The organism is Paenibacillus sp. FSL R7-0333, from assembly GCF_038000365.1.
Taxonomy (GTDB): Bacteria; Bacillota; Bacilli; order Paenibacillales; family Paenibacillaceae; genus Paenibacillus_AQ; species Paenibacillus_AQ silagei.
Genome location: NZ_JBBOBZ010000001.1, coordinates 909,513 through 928,710 on the forward strand (window position 1 = coordinate 909,513; position 19,198 = coordinate 928,710).

General features: G+C 44.1%; 7 protein-coding genes. 6 read left to right on the forward strand and 1 reads right to left on the reverse strand.

The genetic code is table 11. The features are described 5' to 3' along the window. Positions 1-9 precede the first annotated feature (9 nt). Both groES and groL read left to right on the forward strand, forming a co-directional pair. Entirely contained in the window at positions 10-291 is a 282-nt protein-coding gene (gene groES / locus MKY86_RS03795; protein ID WP_036723192.1) for a co-chaperone GroES, read from the forward strand. A gap of 68 nt (positions 292-359) precedes the next feature. Beyond that, the gene (gene groL, locus MKY86_RS03800) at positions 360-1,994 is read left to right on the forward strand and encodes a chaperonin GroEL (RefSeq protein ID WP_036723193.1); all 1,635 of its coding nucleotides are present in this window, start codon (positions 360-362) and stop codon (positions 1,992-1,994) included. 143 nt (positions 1,995-2,137) lie between these two features. Here groL and MKY86_RS03805 read toward each other — a convergent pair whose 3' ends face one another. Continuing rightward, complete coding sequence (locus tag MKY86_RS03805; protein ID WP_076081118.1) at positions 2,138-3,115, reverse strand: tRNA dihydrouridine synthase; 978 nt, start codon at positions 3,113-3,115, stop codon at positions 2,138-2,140. A gap of 252 nt (positions 3,116-3,367) precedes the next feature. Between MKY86_RS03805 and MKY86_RS03810 the strand changes: the two genes are divergently transcribed. From MKY86_RS03810 to MKY86_RS03825, 4 genes are read left to right on the forward strand one after another with little or no spacing between them, the layout of a single operon-like run. Further along, a complete protein-coding gene (locus MKY86_RS03810) occupies positions 3,368-5,014 on the forward strand; it encodes a clostripain-related cysteine peptidase (RefSeq protein WP_076081121.1) in 1,647 nt (548 codons plus the stop codon). A 53-nt stretch (positions 5,015-5,067) separates the two neighbouring features. After that, on the forward strand, positions 5,068-11,886 hold the full coding sequence (locus tag MKY86_RS03815) for a hypothetical protein (protein WP_076081124.1): 6,819 nt from the start codon (positions 5,068-5,070) through the stop codon (positions 11,884-11,886). A 3-nt stretch (positions 11,887-11,889) separates the two neighbouring features. Further along, positions 11,890-17,580: a dockerin type I domain-containing protein gene (locus tag MKY86_RS03820; RefSeq protein ID WP_076081126.1), complete on the forward strand. Its 5,691-nt coding sequence runs from the start codon at positions 11,890-11,892 to the stop codon at positions 17,578-17,580. Continuing rightward, positions 17,577-19,190, forward strand: coding sequence for an S-layer homology domain-containing protein (locus MKY86_RS03825; RefSeq protein WP_076081128.1), 1,614 nt, complete (start codon positions 17,577-17,579; stop codon positions 19,188-19,190). The genes MKY86_RS03820 and MKY86_RS03825 overlap by 4 nt, the downstream gene beginning before the upstream one ends. Positions 19,191-19,198: the final 8 nt, after the last annotated feature.

A 19,198-nucleotide genomic window follows, 5' to 3' on the forward strand; every position in this document is an offset into this window, starting at 1 on the left:
TATTTTTACATGATTAAACCACTAGGTGAACGCGTATTGGTAGAACCAAGCGAGCAACAGGAAACCACTTCTTTCGGGATCGTGCTTCCGGACTCTTCCAAAGAGAAGCCGCAAGAAGGTACTATTATCGCTGTAGGCAGCGGAGCTTTGAAAGACGGAGTCCGTGTAGCGCTGGAAGTAAAAGAAGGCGACCGTGTGCTTTTCTCGAAATATGCCGGAACTGAAATCAAATACGAGGGTAAAGAATATCTGATTATGAAAGAAAGCGACATTCACGCTATTCTTGACTAGTCTTAAGCGTCTCTCATAAGTCAGATTCAGAATACATTCACAAATTATATTAGGAGGTTAACTATACAATGGCAAAAGAAATTAAGTTCAGTGAAGATGCTCGCCGTGCAATGCTGCGCGGGGTTGACGCTTTGGCAAATGCAGTAAAAGTTACACTGGGTCCTAAAGGCCGCAACGTGGTGCTGGAGAAGAAATTCGGCAGCCCGCTGATCACGAATGACGGTGTAACCATCGCCAAGGAAATCGAACTGGAAGATGCCTTCGAGAACATGGGCGCACAGCTCGTTAAAGAAGTAGCTACCAAGACTAACGATGTAGCCGGTGACGGTACTACAACTGCAACGGTTCTGGCTCAGGCTATGATCCGCGAAGGTCTGAAGAACGTAACTGCAGGCGCTAACCCGATGGTTATGCGTAAAGGGATCGACAAAGCAGTGAAGGCAGCTGTCGCTGAACTGCAGAATATCGCTAAGCCGATTGTGGATTCCCAAGCGATCGCACAAGTAGCTGCAATCTCCGCTGCTGACGAAGAAGTGGGCCAACTGATTGCTGAAGCTATGGAAAAAGTGGGCAAGGACGGCGTTATCACCGTTGAAGAATCCCGCGGATTCCTGACAGAGCTTGAAGTGGTTGAAGGTATGCAGTTCGACCGTGGTTACATCTCCCCGTACATGATCACCGATACGGACAAGATGGAAGCCGTTCTGGAGAACCCGTACATCCTGATTACAGACAAGAAAATCAGCAGCACTCAAGAAATTCTTCCACTCTTGGAGAAGATCGTTCAACAGGCGCGTCCGCTGGTAATCATCGCTGAAGACATCGAAGGCGAAGCTCAGGCGATGCTGATCGTGAACAAGCTGCGCGGAACGTTCAATGCAGTAGCGGTTAAGGCTCCTGGCTTCGGCGACCGCCGTGAAGCTATGCTGCAGGATATCGCTGCTCTGACAGGCGGCCAAGTGATCACTGAGAAGCTTGGACTGGATCTCAAGAGCACTTCTATCGAGCAACTGGGTAACGCACGTCAAGTACGCGTAACCAAAGAGAACACTACAATCGTAGACGGAAGCGGCGACAAGGCGGACATCAATGCACGCGTAAGCCAAATCCGTTCCCAGCTGGAAGAAACCACTTCCGAGTTCGACAAAGAAAAACTGCAGGAGCGTCTGGCAAAATTGGCTGGCGGCGTAGCCGTTGTCAAAGTCGGTGCTGCTACTGAAACTGAACTGAAAGAGCGCAAGCTCCGCATCGAAGATGCCCTGAACGCAACCCGCGCTGCGGTTGAAGAAGGTATCGTATCCGGTGGGGGTACAGCTCTTGTGAACGTATATGCTGCTGTAGCTGCTGTAGTAGCTGAAGGCGACGAAAGAACTGGTGTGAACCTCGTGCTGCGCGCGCTGGAAGAACCAGTTCGCACCATCGCTGCTAACGCAGGCCAGGAAGGTTCCGTTATCGTGGACCGTCTGAAGAAAGAAGCTATCGGCATCGGCTACAACGCTGCAACCGATGAGTGGGTAAACATGTTCGAAGCAGGGATCGTTGACCCTGCCAAGGTAACCCGTTATGCGCTGCAGAACGCAGCATCCGTAGCGGCTATGTTCCTGACCACTGAAGCGGTTATCGCTGACAAGCCAGAACCAGCCGCTGCTGGTGGCGGAATGCCAGATATGGGCGGCATGGGCGGTATGGGCGGCATGATGTAATAAGGGTGACAAACCCTTATGCATCAAGGGTTTCCTGAGAAGGAAACACCGTTTGACCACATGATGCAAAAATAAGAGGCTTCCTATGAGTTCATTGAACTTGTGGGAAGTCTCTTTTTCATAGCTCCAATCTTTAATATTCTTCAATCTAATTCTTGATCTAAAAGAGGTTTTACTAAACGACGCACTTCGTCTGTTGAAGTGGTTTCCATTAATTGGTCTTTTAGTTCGTCTGCGCCTCTAAATCCACGAACATAGATTTTGAAATAGCGAAGAAGTGGTCTAAATGAACGTGGCAGGGTTTCTGTTGAATATTTATCGTGAAGCTCCAACTGTAAAAGAAGTAAATTGAGAAAATCCTTCGCGTTATGTTCTTTAGAGTCTTTCTCAAAAGCAAATGGATTAGTGAAAATGCCGCGGCCAATCATGATACCATCAACACCGTATTGTTCTACTAATTGTAATCCTGTTGCGCGGTCCGGAATATCTCCATTAATAGTTAACAACGTATTTGGAGCGATTTCATCGCGTAATTTTTTTATCTCAGGAATTAGTTCCCAGTGTGCAGCTACTTTACTCTTCTCTTTTTTTGTACGAAGGTGAATGGAAAGATTCGCAACATCTTGTTTCAATATATGTCCTAACCAATCGCGCCACTCATCAATTTTAGAGTAACCTAATCTTGTTTTAACACTAACCGGCAATCCACCTGCTTTTGCTGCTTGAATAATTTCTGCTGCAACTTCAGGGTGGCGTATTAATCCAGCCCCTTTTCCACTGGCTGCGGCGTTTTGTGCTGGGCATCCCATGTTTATATCGATACCACGAAAACCAAGTTTTTTCATATCAATACTCATCTGTTCAAAAAGTGCAGGTTTATTGCCCCAAATATGAGCGACAATCGGTTGCTCATCAGCTGTGAACATTAACCGGCCACCTACATTTTCTTTTCCAACAGGGTGACAATAATTTTCTGCACTTGTGAATTCTGTGAAAAATACGTCAGGTTTTGCAGCTTCACTAATGACGTGACGAAATACAATATCTGTGACGTCTTCCATTGGAGCTAATATAAAAAACGGTTTCGGTAAATCCAGCCAAAAGTTTGGTTCGTTACTCATATTATCTTCTCCTGTTGCAACATATAAAAACGATATAGTCTATAGCAAAGTCTTTTACCCATCATACATAGTATCATTATTTTTCGTTTGATGCACAGAATCAATGGTGTGAGCAACGGACACATTTGTGGTGTCTGCCAAAGTCGAGCGGCAAGCGAGAACTTAAAGATTTCTTTAACTTTCACACAGGGGTTAATCCGCCATGATAGAGTAATAGCTTGATAGGATTTCAAATTGAAAGGCCGGAACTTGATGGGAAAAATCCGAGGTTTTATCATTTTTTTAATCTTTCTTCTCGCAACAACTCCAGCAGCAGCAGCACAAAACTCCAGCTATGCAGAAGCGCTTAACCACTTAGGATTGTTCAGTGGAACGGAGCAAGGATATGAACTGTCGCGGGTGCCTACCCGGGCAGAATCCGTTGTAATGATGCTGCGTCTGTGGGGGAAGGAGAAAGAGGTTCTGAAAAGCACCTACAAAGATCCATTTACTGATACCGGGTGGGAAAGCCGCTACGTGTCGTATGCCTATACCAAGGGTGTAGTTAATGGAATTGATGAGTTTCGTTTTGGCGGTAACCGGCCCATCTCTCTTAACCAATATTGTTCAATGGTTTTAAGGGTGTTGGGATATTCAGAAACCAAGGGCGACTTTACCTATGAAACCGCGGTTTCTTTCGCCTCCATAGTTCTAGGAATAGACCTTACCAAAGAACGCGAATTCAATCGGGGAACTCTTGCAAAAATAAGCAGTTATGTTCTAAACACAAGACCCAAAAACCAAATTGCCACACTAGGTCAAACCCTTAGTGCAACAGATGTCTTCACCACGCAACAATTAAACGAGGCAAGGTCACTTTGGGAGCAGGATAAAAATCTGGATGGAGCGACGATTTTAATATATGCAGTGGGTTCTGACCTTGAATCTCAGCAAGGCCGGCTAACCGATGATTTGGAAGAAATTTTACGTGGTCAGCCAAACCAAAATACAAAAATCCTGATTCAAACAGGTGGAACGCTCAAATATCACAACAAATATATGGCCGATGGAGCATCAGAACACTTTGAGGTTAGCCATGGACAACTTCAAAAGCACGAAAGTCATATCCAAACTGCCGCATCAGACCCTAAAACACTAAGGGATTTTCTTGTATGGGGCAAAGCCGTTGCACCAAGTGAGCGTTATATCCTGATTTTATGGGACCATGGGTACGGAACAATGGGCGGATTTGGTGCAGACGAGCTAAACGAACGAAAAACGATGAAGGTCTCGGAGCTTTCCAAAGCAATCGATTCATCAGATCTGTATTTCGACTTAATCGTCTTTGATGCATGTCTTATGGGCACCGTTGAAACTGCCTATGCTCTTAGAGATCAGGGCAAATATCTCATAGCTTCTGAAGATTCAACCCCCGCAGCAGGCTTGTACTATACCACATGGATAGGTGCGATAGAGCGAAACCCGCACATCAGCACTGAAAGAATAGGGCGGTTAATATTAGATTCCTTTACCCTTCATTCGGGGATGGAAGCTAAGATGCAAACAACCATGTCAATGATGAAGCTTTGTCAGGCAGATTCCTTGGTTAAGGCCATAGAAAAGGCGAAATTTGATCGCTCACTAACAGACCTTGCAAACCACTCAGAGCTGTTAGGCAAAAACGATGGGATATTTGATCAATATGATCTTATAGAGATCATGGGCCAATCATCAGAAATCACAGCTGCAGCCCAAGCGCTTGCATTTGAAGTAAGAAATTCAGCAGGCTATAAAAACCGCAACGGTGTGGCTTTATATGTCCCTAGCAGAAAAATCGCACACACACTTGAAATGAAAGAAGAGCTAAAAGCCATTGGCTTTAGCTCAAAATATATAGAAACTATTATCAACGAAAACTAGCTGTAAAGGCTGATCGTTGTCCAGAATGTGGTCTTATAAGGAGGAGGCATTTTATGAAGAAGATTTTAAGCTTGATGCTGGTACTATCGCTTCTGGCATCAGTAACGCCTGTTTATGCGAATGTAGCAACAGAGTACAATTATATGTTTGGTGTGAAAACAGGAGGAAACGATGACGGCGGAACAGGTGATGAGATTCACATGGGCGTGAGTACCTATGAATCTGGACTAACCTCTGATCATGCAGCAAATCTTGGCGGAGCTCCCGCTTGGTCTGATATAAAACATACCTTTAAAATGCAAGATATTCCACCATGGAGAATGAATGAATTCGTTTTTTGGCTGGTGGGCAGTAATGACTGGTACGGTGAATCTGTGGATTTGTATCTTCCCTATCTTGAGGGGAATACCAATCCAGAGAAGGTAATGACCATTCCAATACACTCATGGACAAAAGGCAAGGACAGACTGTATCATGACATTTCGGATGTAACCAAAAGAAAATTCACCGATATAGGTTACGTTGACGAGCTTGGAGGAGAGTTCTATCTGGATGCGAATTCGTCAGGCTCTGAACATGCAGAGTGGAACAAAAAAGTCAGAGATCAATATGGTTACTATGACATTATGCAATATGAGGATGCTCCTGTATTCAGCTATACTGTTTCGGACGACGCTGTAGGCAGGGATTGGTTAACATTCCAGGAACCAACCAAAACAAAAACGTTTCAGCTGGATATTGACCGCAAGAAGCTTCACGACCAAATGGTTGCACAGAACAAAGCAGAGATTTCGCTAACCTACAGGGTGGCGCTGCTTGCCCAGTCTACCAATGCTGAAAGCCTTGGGGGGACCTTTGCCCATACAAGCGCAGGAGATCCCGAAGTTAAAACCTATCTAACAACAAAGATAGGGCAAGCGGATTACTATTATAAAGATGTAACTTATACGTTCTATCGTAGTATATATAATCTCGGTAACCCCGATATCAATCAGACCGTTACCTACTCGCCGAGCCAGGACAACCGATATCTGAATCGTAAATTGACAGATGTTAACATCACAGTTGAAGCGGTTTCCATTCATAAAAAAGCCATGACGCAAGAAATTAAAACGGAGCTGATCACCAACTTCCAAGCCACGCCTTCGTTATATATTGGGAACAGTACGGAAACACCGCTTGCCGACCTTACCATGACCAAACTGCAGGGCAGTGACGGCAAACCAAACGGCAAACTTCAGTTCACCGGACAAGTGCCGCTGGATGTTAGTGCAGTTGAAAGCGAGGGCATAAGGCTTCAGCTTGATAAAGTATCTACCTATCTAATGAAAAAGGGACGCGCTCAGGCCTATTATTTAGAGAATCCAACTCCAGAATCACCGACATCACAAAGTTTTTATTTCTCGACTCACAAAGTGGACACAAAAACACCAACTGTAAGAGTGACCGATAAAAATGGAAATGACCTGGTGGGGGCAGATTCCATTCAAGGCAACATCAAAAAGCTGCATGAATTTTATATGGTTGCCAGCGAAACACTCTATCCAGACGGAAATGTCGCCCACAGCGAGTCGAATCAAAACTATTTTAATTATGAGTTATACAAGAAAACCGGTGATTCCTATGAACCGGCCATGACCCGAATAACAAACTTTGACGGTACAGGAAACAGAGCAACAGTTACCGCACCTATTAACACGCAGGTTATCAATGGCGTTAGCCTAAAACTAAGTCCAATTGATCGGGTGGAAGGCGAATTTAAGCTTCGGCTGTATGGATGGGATAAAGCCGACAATCCGCTGGGCGGAGAGGCCGGATATGCAGAAATTGAAAACATCAAAATTGATAATCTGGCTCCGCGAGTGACCGTAACCGAAACGGTACATCCGCAAGATGCACAGCTTCGCAAAAGAAATGACTATAGCTTTGAAATGAACGACCTTGAGCAAAGCAATAACGGCTGGTCAAGAACTTATTATACCTTTATGAACGGGATGACGGCGCCGCCTGACACGCCAATCAATCAAATTAAAGCTGCCTCCGCAGAAATTGCTTCAACTCAAGGCACATGGGCATTCGTAGACTCAGAAGGTGATAGCACAACTGCCATTCTATCTATTCCAAAAGGGGACAACTTTGAGGGAACTCTCTATTATTTCACAGTAGACTCACTGGGGAACGATTCTAGAAACGAGCAAGCCTCAAGATACTATAAAAAACCTGTGAGTATTCTCAATGGAAATGTTACCGACACACTGATTACGGAGGATTCCAGTCTTCCAAAGCCGCATTTTGACATTAGCTTTGACGGAAGCAATCCAAACCTTGAAACGAGTTACCGGTGGATTTCTGATCCTGGCAATGACAAAAGCTTTACACAAAAATTTAGAGTGTATGGATCAAGCGATGATGTTGGTGCAGCTGAAAAAACTAATCTTGCCGGAACCAAAGTTTTGATGGACGGGAAATATATACTGGAATATCGTGTGAAAAATAAACAGTCTGGTAACACTGCCGAATTTTCACAAGTATACACGTATGACGCCTATTCCCCGGAGATTAAATATACCGCAATAAGTCAGCACGATCATTTCAAATCATCACAACAGTTTAACGTGAAAGTGACAGATCGCAGTGGAATTGCAAGTGCATATTACTATTTATCTAAGCCAGACTCAGAGATCAGAATGGAAGATATGCCAAACTATCCGCTGACTCTGACAATGGACAGTGACAATATAGCCCAGGTTAATCAGACCTTGACCCTGACAGGACTTCCAACAGGTGCGTACAGCATTGTTGTTGTGGCACAAGATCCGCATGGCAGAGTAAGCAAAAAGGTTTCCCCATACTTTGGCATGAGGTCAGAAGCTGTGATCATTGACACATTGAACTTTACGGAGTCAAAGGCTGTAAACGGAATGGGTACAACAACGGATGGAACCTATAGTGTCTATGCTGTCTTGAATGAACCGCATGTAGCATGGACTTCTGATAGCGCATTGAAATATCAAAACCCGGTATATTATGCAACAACGGACGGCATGCCAACAGATAACAGCGCTTTAGTTCCTGAGTTTACAGCGAGCAACAATTCCGGTGGGAATTATGCCTTTACACTCGACACACCGGTTCCGCTTCAAGAAGGTGTCAACACCATCTACTTCCAGTTTGGACTCATCAATGCTCCTGCTGACGACAAACCTGAATTTTTAACAGAAGCAAGACCGCTCACCATTCTTTATGATAGCCAGGCACCAACCTTTGAATTGCCGGACTATAGCACCATTCAGCCAACAAACGCATCCGTGACAGCAACAATCATCGCAAGTGATGCTGGCACAGGGATTAGCAAACTGACAGTTGCACCAGAGGATGCAGACAAAATCACAGTTTCTCCATATACAGACGGTGCATTCACAGTAACGGTAAGCGAAAACATCACAACAAAACTGATCCTGTCTGATGAGCTTGGGAATCGTGTTCTAGTTCCTATTTCCGTATCTAACATTGACCGGGCAGCTCCATCTGCGCTTGCTTCAAGTAACAACGTGACCAAAGGAGCAAGACAAGATGGTGTGGTTACAGTTGATGTCTCAGACAAGAACGATACAACCGTTACATTCGCGCTTATTCAAGACCCGGCAGACAACCATATTCTAACCGAAACGGACTATGCGTTGTTTCAATCAAGCCATTCCGTGGAAATGCAGAGTAGTCCGGTAATCATTAATGGCGAAGGCAATAAACAGAAAACCTACACCATTGACTTGAAGGGGCTTAGTGGAAGCTATGCCATTGGGGTCAAAGCCGTCGACACAGCAGGAAATGTAACTGAAAAAGTGTTCTTTGACTCAAAACTGGACCTGGTTGACGCGGAGGCATCCATTGTAAGTGTCAGCGCAAACCCTGCAACAACAAAAACCACCGCAACGGTTAGCGTTTATTTTAACGTTCCAGTCACCGTGATGCCTAACGCACCTGTAGAGGGTGATGTTGTGGGTGAAATGGCAAGGTCGAACCTTCTGTATACAGGACTTCTAACAACATCCGCAAACTATGTAATGGACTACGAGGTTGTTATTCAAAACAATAATACAATCAGCCTCTATATTCAGGACGAGGTTGGAAGGGATAGCGTTCTAGAATTCACACCTGATGTTAATTTCGTTACAGGATTTGATATTTCAGGTCATGTAGAGAAAAATGGTCAAACGCTCCAAAACGGCGGGTTTATATCCTATAACCAGGGCGACAAGCTGTATTATATTGTCGTTCCGGATCCAAAGTATTCCGGACAATATTTCTTTGTTGAAAATGCAGTGTTATCCGGATTAGAACTCAATACAGAGCTAAGTGTTCCGGACCCTTCATTTACAGAAGAAGAAGGAAGAACAGCTTATTCAAAGCTGGTATTCGAAGCGCTAAGAGACGGAAAAACAACAAAATCAGCTTATTTCGAGTCATACACGGCAGAAGGTATGGAAGCTGACCGGATGGAAGCTGAATATGTTGCCATTACTGTGGTTGACGAAACTGCACCTGTTGCCAAGGTGGACTATTCAAGCACAGAGTCAACCAACCAAAATGTTACCGCAACACTTTCTGTCTATGACCCGGAAAGCGGGATATTAAAACTTGAACGTTCGTATGACGGCATAAGCTTCAGCCCCATTGACTCTGTTGTTTCGCATACCGAAACCTTCGAGCAGAATGCAACGGTATATTTCAAAGTGACAAACAAAGCCGGAATAGCAACGGTACTGCCGGTCACAGTCTCGAATATTGATAAAACGCCAATTACGCAAGACAAGCACTACACGGTGGAATACAGCTATGAGAACTATCTTGGGAACTGGGTTCCAATCACAGAAGGAAAAGCCTATAGAAGGGTTATGGCAACGCTCAAGTTTACCGGAGGCGGAAAAACTCTTTCGATGACAAACAACAACGCAGCCTTCTCAAGGACTCTAACTGAGGATAATAACACATTCACCTTTGAGTTTAGGGATCAATCGGGCAACACAGGTTCTCATACGGTTAGCTATAACCAGTTTGACAACACCATTGGCCGAACATCCTATGTGTTATCCAATACGGCCAAGACGAACCAAAATATCTTTGCAACGATCACTTTAACGGATGATTCAGGTGAAATCGCTTTTGCAGAGGTGAAGAAGGGCGATGTGGTCTATCCCTTCAAAGGGGAGCCGCTTGAGAATGAATATGTCGTTGAACTGGACAGCTCAGGAATTTATAATGTGACAGCCTATGACTACGCTGGAAACCGTTGGACGACTCCGATCACCGTCTCAAACATTAACAAAATAGTGCCAACTGCAATTGCAAAAACGTACAGCACGCCACCAACCACCATTACTGCACAAAGCGTGAATGTGGAGTTGACCCAGTTCAGCAAGGATATCAAAACGATTACAGTCACCGGTGTAGAACCTACCGGAAGCCTAACTGCCAACGATATCGTACATATCCCCGGCACAAAAGCTGTTCGGTTTAGAAAAAATGGTACAGTGTCCATGTTCTTTGTTGACGACTATGGCAACGAAGGACAGGAAGTGATTACCATATCGAATATTGTGTCCACACCGCCGCAAATCAAAGCCACTGCAACATTAGCTGAAGATAAGCTGAGCGTGAATGTAACCTTTGACCAAATCCGTGACAGTGACGGCGTTCCGCTGGACATTCTTAGAAAACTAACAGAGCTTACCGTTTCTTATCGTGGATATGAACATGCACTTCTGACTGAAGTGAAGGACGAGTCCGGCGATGCCCTGTCCTATAAAGAGGCAGTAATCAACGTTAAAACTAACGGGGAGCACGTTTTTCAAGTTAGGGACCAAACAGGCATCACGCAAAAAATTCTCGTAACGGTTGAAGGAATTGAAGTGGGTGGCCCAAGGGTTAAGGAAGTCCGCTGGACATACAAATATCTCGAAAAGAACCAAAGCGGCGAATGGGTGGAAAAGGATCATCAAAACAAGATTGTTGTTGGTGTTGACACCTCTGGAAAAGAAGAAGGATATGTTGTGGGAACCGACAAGAACCCGGCAACGAACCAGAATGTGAATGTCACAGTAATGACTGACAAAGATGCTAAATTTGTGGGCGGAAACGATTCTTGGGAACAAGAGAAGTCAATGAACTATAGAGAAAATGGACTTTACAATTTTAACCTTGAAGGAAGAACAGGGACCTATACCTCGTATGGTGTCGACATTGGTCTAATCGATAAAACACCCCCAGAGCTAAAACTTAAAAATGGGGAAGAGCTAATCTTCATCGAAGGCATGACGCCTAAAAAAGATGCCTCCATTGCCTATGACAAGTCCAAGCTTCTAGACTTCGAAGCATGGGATATGGTTGCGGGTAAAAAGGTGGACCTGACGAACCGGGTCACCATAAGCTATGGAGCAGGCGGACGGGTGTTTAACCCTGACAACATCTCGGCAAATGAATTTGTCCGCTCGAACCCGTACTATATCGACTATACGGTAAGAGATGATGCAGGGAATCAGACCACTATTCGCCGAACCGTTCGCCTGGTAGGTCTTTATGACACCATAGCCCTTGTGAACGGCGTGATGCCAGACAGTTCCAATGCTGCGTCGGTTCTTGGAAACAAGGTTGAAATCTCATTGAAAAACTTTTCCGGGATCTCGTATGCACGTTATGAAAAAGGTGTCTTAACACAAGGTCAGATGAAGACAAAAGGAACGGTCCTGCAGGAGAAAAGCGGAGTGTATACCCTCGATAATGTTACGAGCGGCTGGTACACCGTATATATCCAAACGGATAAACGCGACTATTTCAACATTCATGTATATGTCTCAAATCAAGGAGGGAAATAGGCAATGACGTTCTATAGAACAATGAAACGCAGCGTAGCTGCAGCTATTATTCTATCCATGCTTTTCACTTTTGCAAGTTTCCCTGTTCATGCTGACGCTAGCAATGCGGATTATTCCATTGCGAACGAATTTATGAAATATTCAATCAATTCAAAAACGGGTGGTTTCTCCATTGAAACCATTGACGGTCATCCACAAAAAGCGTTTGACAACAACCTTCCGCTTCTTTATAAGGAAGATACGGCAAGGAGCAATGGAACATCCTTCACAACCGTTCGTATCGACGGAAAGGATTTTATTTTCGGTCAGGAATATGGCTGGTTTGGAATCGATACCAAGCTTCATGAACCTGTCGTTTCAGAGCAAAACAGGCTTTTAACCATTGCATGGGACATTAAGGGCTATACCATCACACAAAAGGTGTCCATTTCGATAGACCCTAACAATTCAAGGACTGGTAACATTGGTATCTCATATGATGTGAAAAATAACAATGCCACAGCCGGAACGGTGGGGATCCGGCTTCTTTTAGACAACGCGCTTGGTTCAGAAATTGATGCACCTTATGTGTTGGTTAATCCGTCGCAACCGACAATCGTTGAAACCGAATATAGCGGTGACAACCTTCCGCAGCAAATTAGATATGTTGATTCTCTTTCAGCTTCGAACAAGACGGCTTATGCCCTCTTGTCCGGCTGGAGCGGCAACAAGGATGTAAACGTTGATAAAGTGATTGTCGGGCACTGGATTAATCTTGCAAACACAAGATACGATTATACACCAAACCCTAGTGTTGACTTTACGAATTACTCCAACAAATATTTAGTTCCTGACACTGCAACGGCTTATTATTGGAATGAAAAATCAATTGAGCCGGGTCAAGTCAGAATTTCTGAAATGCTCTATGGTATCGGTAACTTTGCTGAACAAACCAAAAAGGAGCATGTATCCATAGGGATCCACACTGAAGATGTATTACTTACTAACGACAAAAAAGCTTATGAAAACAATGGTGTTTTTAAAGCAAATGTAGTCATTGACAATAGTGTCTCAGGAGCAAAAGAACTTATAGAACCCATTGTGAAGCTTAGCCTCGAAGAGGGACTTGTGTTTGCAGCCACGAATACACGGGAATACACGGTGAAGATTTCGGGCGGTCTTAACATTGGAACGGTGTTTGATATTCCGGATGTTGACATTATTGCAGAGACACAGTCTATGATCACATCAAAACGTCTGGTCGTTTCTTTAAACGCAACAGAAATAATTGATGCTAACACCAATAAAGTGGTTGACTATAGTGCAAACACAAACATTTTGATTCCAGCAGTTGAAGGAAAGCTCCCGGAAGTTTCAATGAAGCATGTTTTCCCGGCGGCAGTTTATTATGAAGGCGACAAAAATATCACCGTTTCTGGCGATATGAAGGTTCTGATGGAGGCCCTTTCGGGAAGTGACGGATGGAGTCTGTACCTTGTTCCATCATCCAGCGCTGAGGCTGTTCTGATTGACAAAAGAAAAATAAGTTTTGTTGAGGAAGGTCAAACGCTTGCCTTCTCAACGAATCAGACGTTGGCGGTTGGAAAGTATGACATTGAATTTAGATTTACGAATCAACAGCTGATCGATGCCTTCGGTACAAAAATCCAAGCCACAACTAAAGTGGACGTCACCAATAAAATAGCGGATAAAAGTGCAAGCTACGGTATTGTTTCGCTAGTCCGATTCACAGACGCTGCAAACAACAGACAGTTATATGATTATATTAGTTTTACAAACGAAGATGTAATGAAGAAATTTATATCCGGCGGCGTGAAAAAAGATGGCATTCTTCACAAAGAAATAGCATTTGAAGAAAATAAAACAGAAATTCTGTTGACCCTTCGCGGAAAAATCAGGCTTATGGATACGGGTAAAGAAAAATATTACTCTGCCAGCAGAGCCGATGGCGATATTACCATCAACAGCATCCTGACCTATGACAGCAACGAAGCTCTTAAGATGACCGTTGACAACAAGGGTGCAAAGCTAGAAGGCGATGGCACCGTCAAAGTGATCAACTCGATTAATATTTGGCATAATAAGTGGCATTTCGAAGTGAGCAATGGAACTAAATATACCCTGGATCGGGAGGCTGTTGCCGAGAAGACTGCTCAAGCATTTGAACTTCAGCTCGGAGATGCCGGTTCTATGATGCAAAATATTGCAGGGTTCTTGATCAATATTAAATATGGTGTGATGACCCAGGACGATGATGATTTCGGAATCAGCTTCGGCGGTAGAATTTCAATGCCGTTAAAAGCTGCTGATCCATCTAAGGGTGAGGAGCATTATGATTATAAAGGCTCGCTAACAGCGAACGTTCAAGATGTTCTCTATGGCAGTAAAGACAGCAAAATTGGTTTTGTTGGCATTAACACAACACTGTCTGTAGCCCTGCCCAAAGATATATTAGGCCCGTTAGTAGGAAACGAAGCCGGTGTTAAGGCGGATATAACCATTAATACCATTGATGATATTTATAGCATTGATGCCGGTGTTTCAGTTACCATGCTGGAAGTAGAAGGGTCACTGGCACTGAAGAAGGTTCCTATTAACGAAGTTCCCAAGATGATGCTTGATAAGCTCACCTTCTTTTTAGCGCCAACTACAATGAAGGTTCCTGTGGTTGCACCTTATGTATTTATCACAGGCCTTGGCGGAGGAATTTCGAACCTTGCAGACACCGTTGCCGGAGACCCGGCAGGCGAACTTCCACCCCTCACCATCCACCTTCAAACAAGGCTTTTAATTAATGCCATTATTGTAGGTGACTTTAAGCTGGATGCTAAACTATCCGGTCTTGCCATAGAAGGCAGCGGCCACTTGGAGAAAGACGAAGAGGGAAGGCTTCTTAATATTCAAGCGGGAATGAATGTTCAATGGATCTCGCCGTTTCAGCTTAATGCCTTCGGCAGCATCAGTATTCATGCCGGAGCCATTCGTGGCGGTATAACGATTAAAATTACGGAAGATTATTTTTATGGTTATGTTTACGCAGGGCTGTTCATTCCAGACTCCATCCCGCTGCTTGGGGGCAAGGAGATCGCAGGAGTTGAGGCAGCAGTCTCATCTGACTTTGTGGGTGCAAACTTTAAGGTCATTGGGGTGAAGCTTGGCTTTATCTATTATTGGAACGGTGACCTAAGCTTTGGCGGGTCCATCGACCTCTCCTCAAGAGGAGATGCCGTTCACTATGTCCACTCGGAAGCGCTGGACGAGAGCGGCAACCTTGTGCCAACCACCATGATCTATGGAACGAATATGAGAAGACTGAGTACGGAGGCCATCGCTAAGACAAGGGCCGGGAATGGGGTTACAAAAGAGATTAACCCGACAACAAAGGATGCACTTCTCTTTGAAGTTCCACTTCGCGGTTTAATCAAGCCTTCTGCATCAGAAATCATTGTCACCAATCCAGATGGAAAAAAATTGACAATGGTTGAAGACGATAACAAGGGCAACGGTAACTATCTTGTTCAATCTTTAGATGGCACTAACTATTTATACATTTCAGTCACTGATCCCTCTCTGATTGTTGCGGGGAACTGGTCCATTTCAGTTGCAACACCTGATGTTTATATAGACAACTTTGCAGTAAACAGTGTTGACTATATGCCAGAGCTTACAGGGATTAGTGCTTCTACTAGCAATAATACAAGCCGTGATATTAACGTTTCCTGGACTATGGACAAGCAAAGCAAATATTCGGGTGCACTTAATGTCTATGTTACGAAAGACCCGTCCGTCATGAAAACCATCGAATCCGCAAATATTCAAGATACTTCATCATTAATTAGTATTGGCAACCTGGAGTTAGATGAAATTGAATCAGGTTCTCATGTGTTCACGCTTCCTGAGTCCTTCCCTGAAGGGAAATATCATGTGGTGGCAATGCTTGTTAACCATCAAGGCGGAATGAGCAAGAAAATCACTTCTTCAACATTCACTTTCACAAATCCATTGCTCCCTCGAAACCCGAAATCCGTTTCTGCGGTCTACAGCGGTGACGGCTATGTGAAGGTAAATATAACGGGAAGCGACGAAACTGCAACACATTATCTCGTGGCGATCCAAGACGAGGATGGGGCCCAGGTCGAGAATTCCTTTGGTCAATTTAAAGTGGGCAGTGACATCATTCTAAAACCATTGGAAAACCAAACCAACCGACCTCTATTAGAGGAAGGCAAGACTTATTTTGTTAAAGTGCAGGCTGCTAGAATTGTGGAGTCTCCCCTGAAACAGGCGGAATATTATCGTTCAACCGAAGTTGCGTCATCGCCAAGCTTTGTTATGCCTTCAACGGCTAAACCTCAGCTTGTAAGCATTGAAACAAACGTTGACCGGTCGAAAGATCTCTATTACTTAAACACTGACCAATTTAAGGCGACGTACACCTTCGACAGACCTGTTAAAATGACCTTAAATCTTAACACCGAAGATAAAAACACGCCTCAAGAATTTAAGAAGGTCTGGTCATTTGAAGAAAGTCTTGAAGACGGCCAGCAGCTGGTTGACTTTATAGCGGTTGCTGAAAACCGTGACACCCTCCAAGGCAGCAGGTCATCAGGGGCTATTGGATTTACTGTTGATACAAAAGCACCTGCGTTACTCCTTGATGAAGATGTTCAAACCAGCCTTGATAAGGAAAACGTTGATAACACTGTCAGCAATCAAGTTGTTTTTGTTGGCGCAGACTCAAGCTACAGCTTCCGTGGTCTAACAGATCCATCCGCAACATTAACGTTAGACGGCACTTCAGACGGAATTGTTATCAGTCCGGACGGAACCTTCGTTGTCAATCGTAAGGCCTCGAGTGAGGACCCGAACCAAACCCTGATGCTTAAAGCGGTTGATGATGCCGGTAACGAAACGGCTGTTCCAGTGTATCTTGTGAATCGTGTTTTATCAGAGTATGAAAGCATTAAACTAATCTCTGACCTGGAAGGCTCCGAGGATCAGCCTGATTCGATCGAGCTTGGCATAGGCGGGACAACGGCGCTTTCTGTGAAAGCTCTCCGCACAGTTAACGGTACCGTTCTAAAAGCAGAAGACGTTGTGTGGGACGTTCTTTATAATCAGAACATCATCAGACTCTCACAAGACGGGACCATTGAAGCATTGGCTCCAGGCGAAACTGCCATCAAGGTTAGTTATAGACTTTCTGCCTTTGAAGGCCAGGACGGGAAGACGGTCTATAAAGAACTGTCAGACGTTATCAAAATCAAAGTAAAAGATTATGGTTACCGTTATGAAGTTCGTCAGACACAAGGGTTCTCGTTGTACACCATATACACTGAAATGAACATGGGCAAGGCAACGGTTGTGATTGGAGGCAACAAACAAACTTTGTTATATGACAATCTTAAGAAAGCATATATTGGTGCTTCAAAGGAGCTTGTCACAGGCGAGCAATTAACAGCCAAGCTTGGTTTTGAACCAACGGTGAAATCTCCTGTTCTTCTGCGTGGAGACACCGATGGTAGTGGTGCTATTGATAAAATCGACGTTATGGCAACATTGAATGCTATTTTAGACAATGTTTACAACGGTTTTAGTTCTGTAGAAAATTGGATGAGAGCTGATACAAACGGTGACGGCATTGTTGATATTGTAGATGCGCAGCTCACACTAATGGAGGCACTTAAAAGATGATCAAATACTTAAAAATCATTTTGTGCATCATGCTTCTAGGGGCTGCCCTACCATCATATGCCTATGGCGCAAATGATGCTGCAGACCTTAGTTATCGTGTGGACATCACAGTAACAGATAGCTCAGGTTCCTTGAAATCATCATTTAAAGTCGGAGAAAAAATATTTGTTAAGCTTAGTCTTTCCTATACGGGTGCCGGAAGGGCACCTGTATATGGCTTTCAAGGAAAGCTGCAGTTTGATTCTTATGTACTGGAAAATACCGGTGTGAATGTGGAAAAGGACATTTCAATGAAATATTCCGATGGTGCCATCAACTATGTCTATCTGGATATGACCGCCAAGGGAAAAGAGGATTCAATACTGAAAAATATTGGAACGGCTGTATTTCAAGCTAAGAACAGCGGCACGTTCAGTATTTCTTCAAGCAGCTTCATTCTAACCAACAAAGATGCGACACACCGGTATATTGAACCGGTTGAAGATGTGCAAATTATTGTGGGCGATGGAGTAAAGGATGCCTCAAAATCTCTATTATATGAAAACATTGTTGCTGCAAAAGCTTTACTTGCTTCAGTTACTATTGCGGATAATCCCAAAACCATCTATTATCCGGATCATTGGTATCCAACAAAATCCGCTCAAACATTGAGAGAGGTGATTGCCGGGGCTGAGGCTGTTTTTGATAAAAAGGATGCGCAGGCTTCGGAAATCTCTGAAGCAATAGAGAAGCTTAGCATGGGCGTTTCCGATTTCGAGAACTCCAAAATTGTCGGCCCGAAACGTTGGGCTGCTCCGGCCGACAATACCACAGTCAATAACACCGCAGTTGATCTGTACTATTCCGTTAAAGCTTCTGTTAAAGGCGGAAATGGAAAAATTGCCGAGGGCTTTGAAGCTCAGACCATTCGTGCAACAACCTCTGCAACCATCAGAATGATTCCGGATGAAGGGTTTGAGACCGAATATATCTTTGTCAACGGTGACAAATTTATAGGCCATGACATTTACACCATTCCAGAGGTTAGCCGTGACACCATTGTGGTTGTTACCTTTGCGAGAAAAACTCCTTTTACAGATATAGCACATGACGATTGGTTCTATCCTTCTGTAAGGTATGTGTACAACAAGGGACTATTCACGGGAACCTCTGAGACGGAATTCTCACCCTCCGGGAAAATGAGCCGTGCCATGCTGGCCACTGTAATCTATCGTATGGAAAATAAACCGAATGTTACATTTGCAAATGTATTCTCTGATGTTCAAAGTGGCCTTTGGTATTCTGATCCGGTTATTTGGGCCAATCAAAGCAAAATTGTTAACGGGTATGATAAGGGTAAATTTGCTCCCAATGATGCCATCACCCGTGAGCAAATTGCTGTTATGCTGCATAGATACGCAAAGGTTAAAGGTGTTGACCTTCAAGCTAAAACTTCAAGCCTGAGCTTCAAAGATGCAAATCAAATTTCAGGTTATGCCAAAGAGTCCATTACTTGGGCTGTGTCTAAGGGCATTATGAAGGGCAACACGGATTTGACTATAAATCCTTCGGGTCTGGCAACCAGAGCAGAGGTTGCCACTATGCTCGAAAGATTTAGTGAGTTGAACTGAATTTCAAA

Coding starts and splice junctions, on each gene's coding strand:
- groES (WP_036723192.1), top strand. CDS start 10: ATGATTAAACCACTAGGTGAACGCGTATTGGTAGAACCAAGCGAGCAA.
- MKY86_RS03815 (WP_076081124.1), top strand. CDS start 5,068: ATGAAGAAGATTTTAAGCTTGATGCTGGTACTATCGCTTCTGGCATCA.
- MKY86_RS03810 (WP_076081121.1), top strand. CDS start 3,368: ATGGGAAAAATCCGAGGTTTTATCATTTTTTTAATCTTTCTTCTCGCA.
- groL (WP_036723193.1), top strand. CDS start 360: ATGGCAAAAGAAATTAAGTTCAGTGAAGATGCTCGCCGTGCAATGCTG.
- MKY86_RS03820 (WP_076081126.1), top strand. CDS start 11,890: ATGACGTTCTATAGAACAATGAAACGCAGCGTAGCTGCAGCTATTATT.
- MKY86_RS03805 (WP_076081118.1), bottom strand. CDS start 3,115: ATGAGTAACGAACCAAACTTTTGGCTGGATTTACCGAAACCGTTTTTT.
- MKY86_RS03825 (WP_076081128.1), top strand. CDS start 17,577: ATGATCAAATACTTAAAAATCATTTTGTGCATCATGCTTCTAGGGGCT.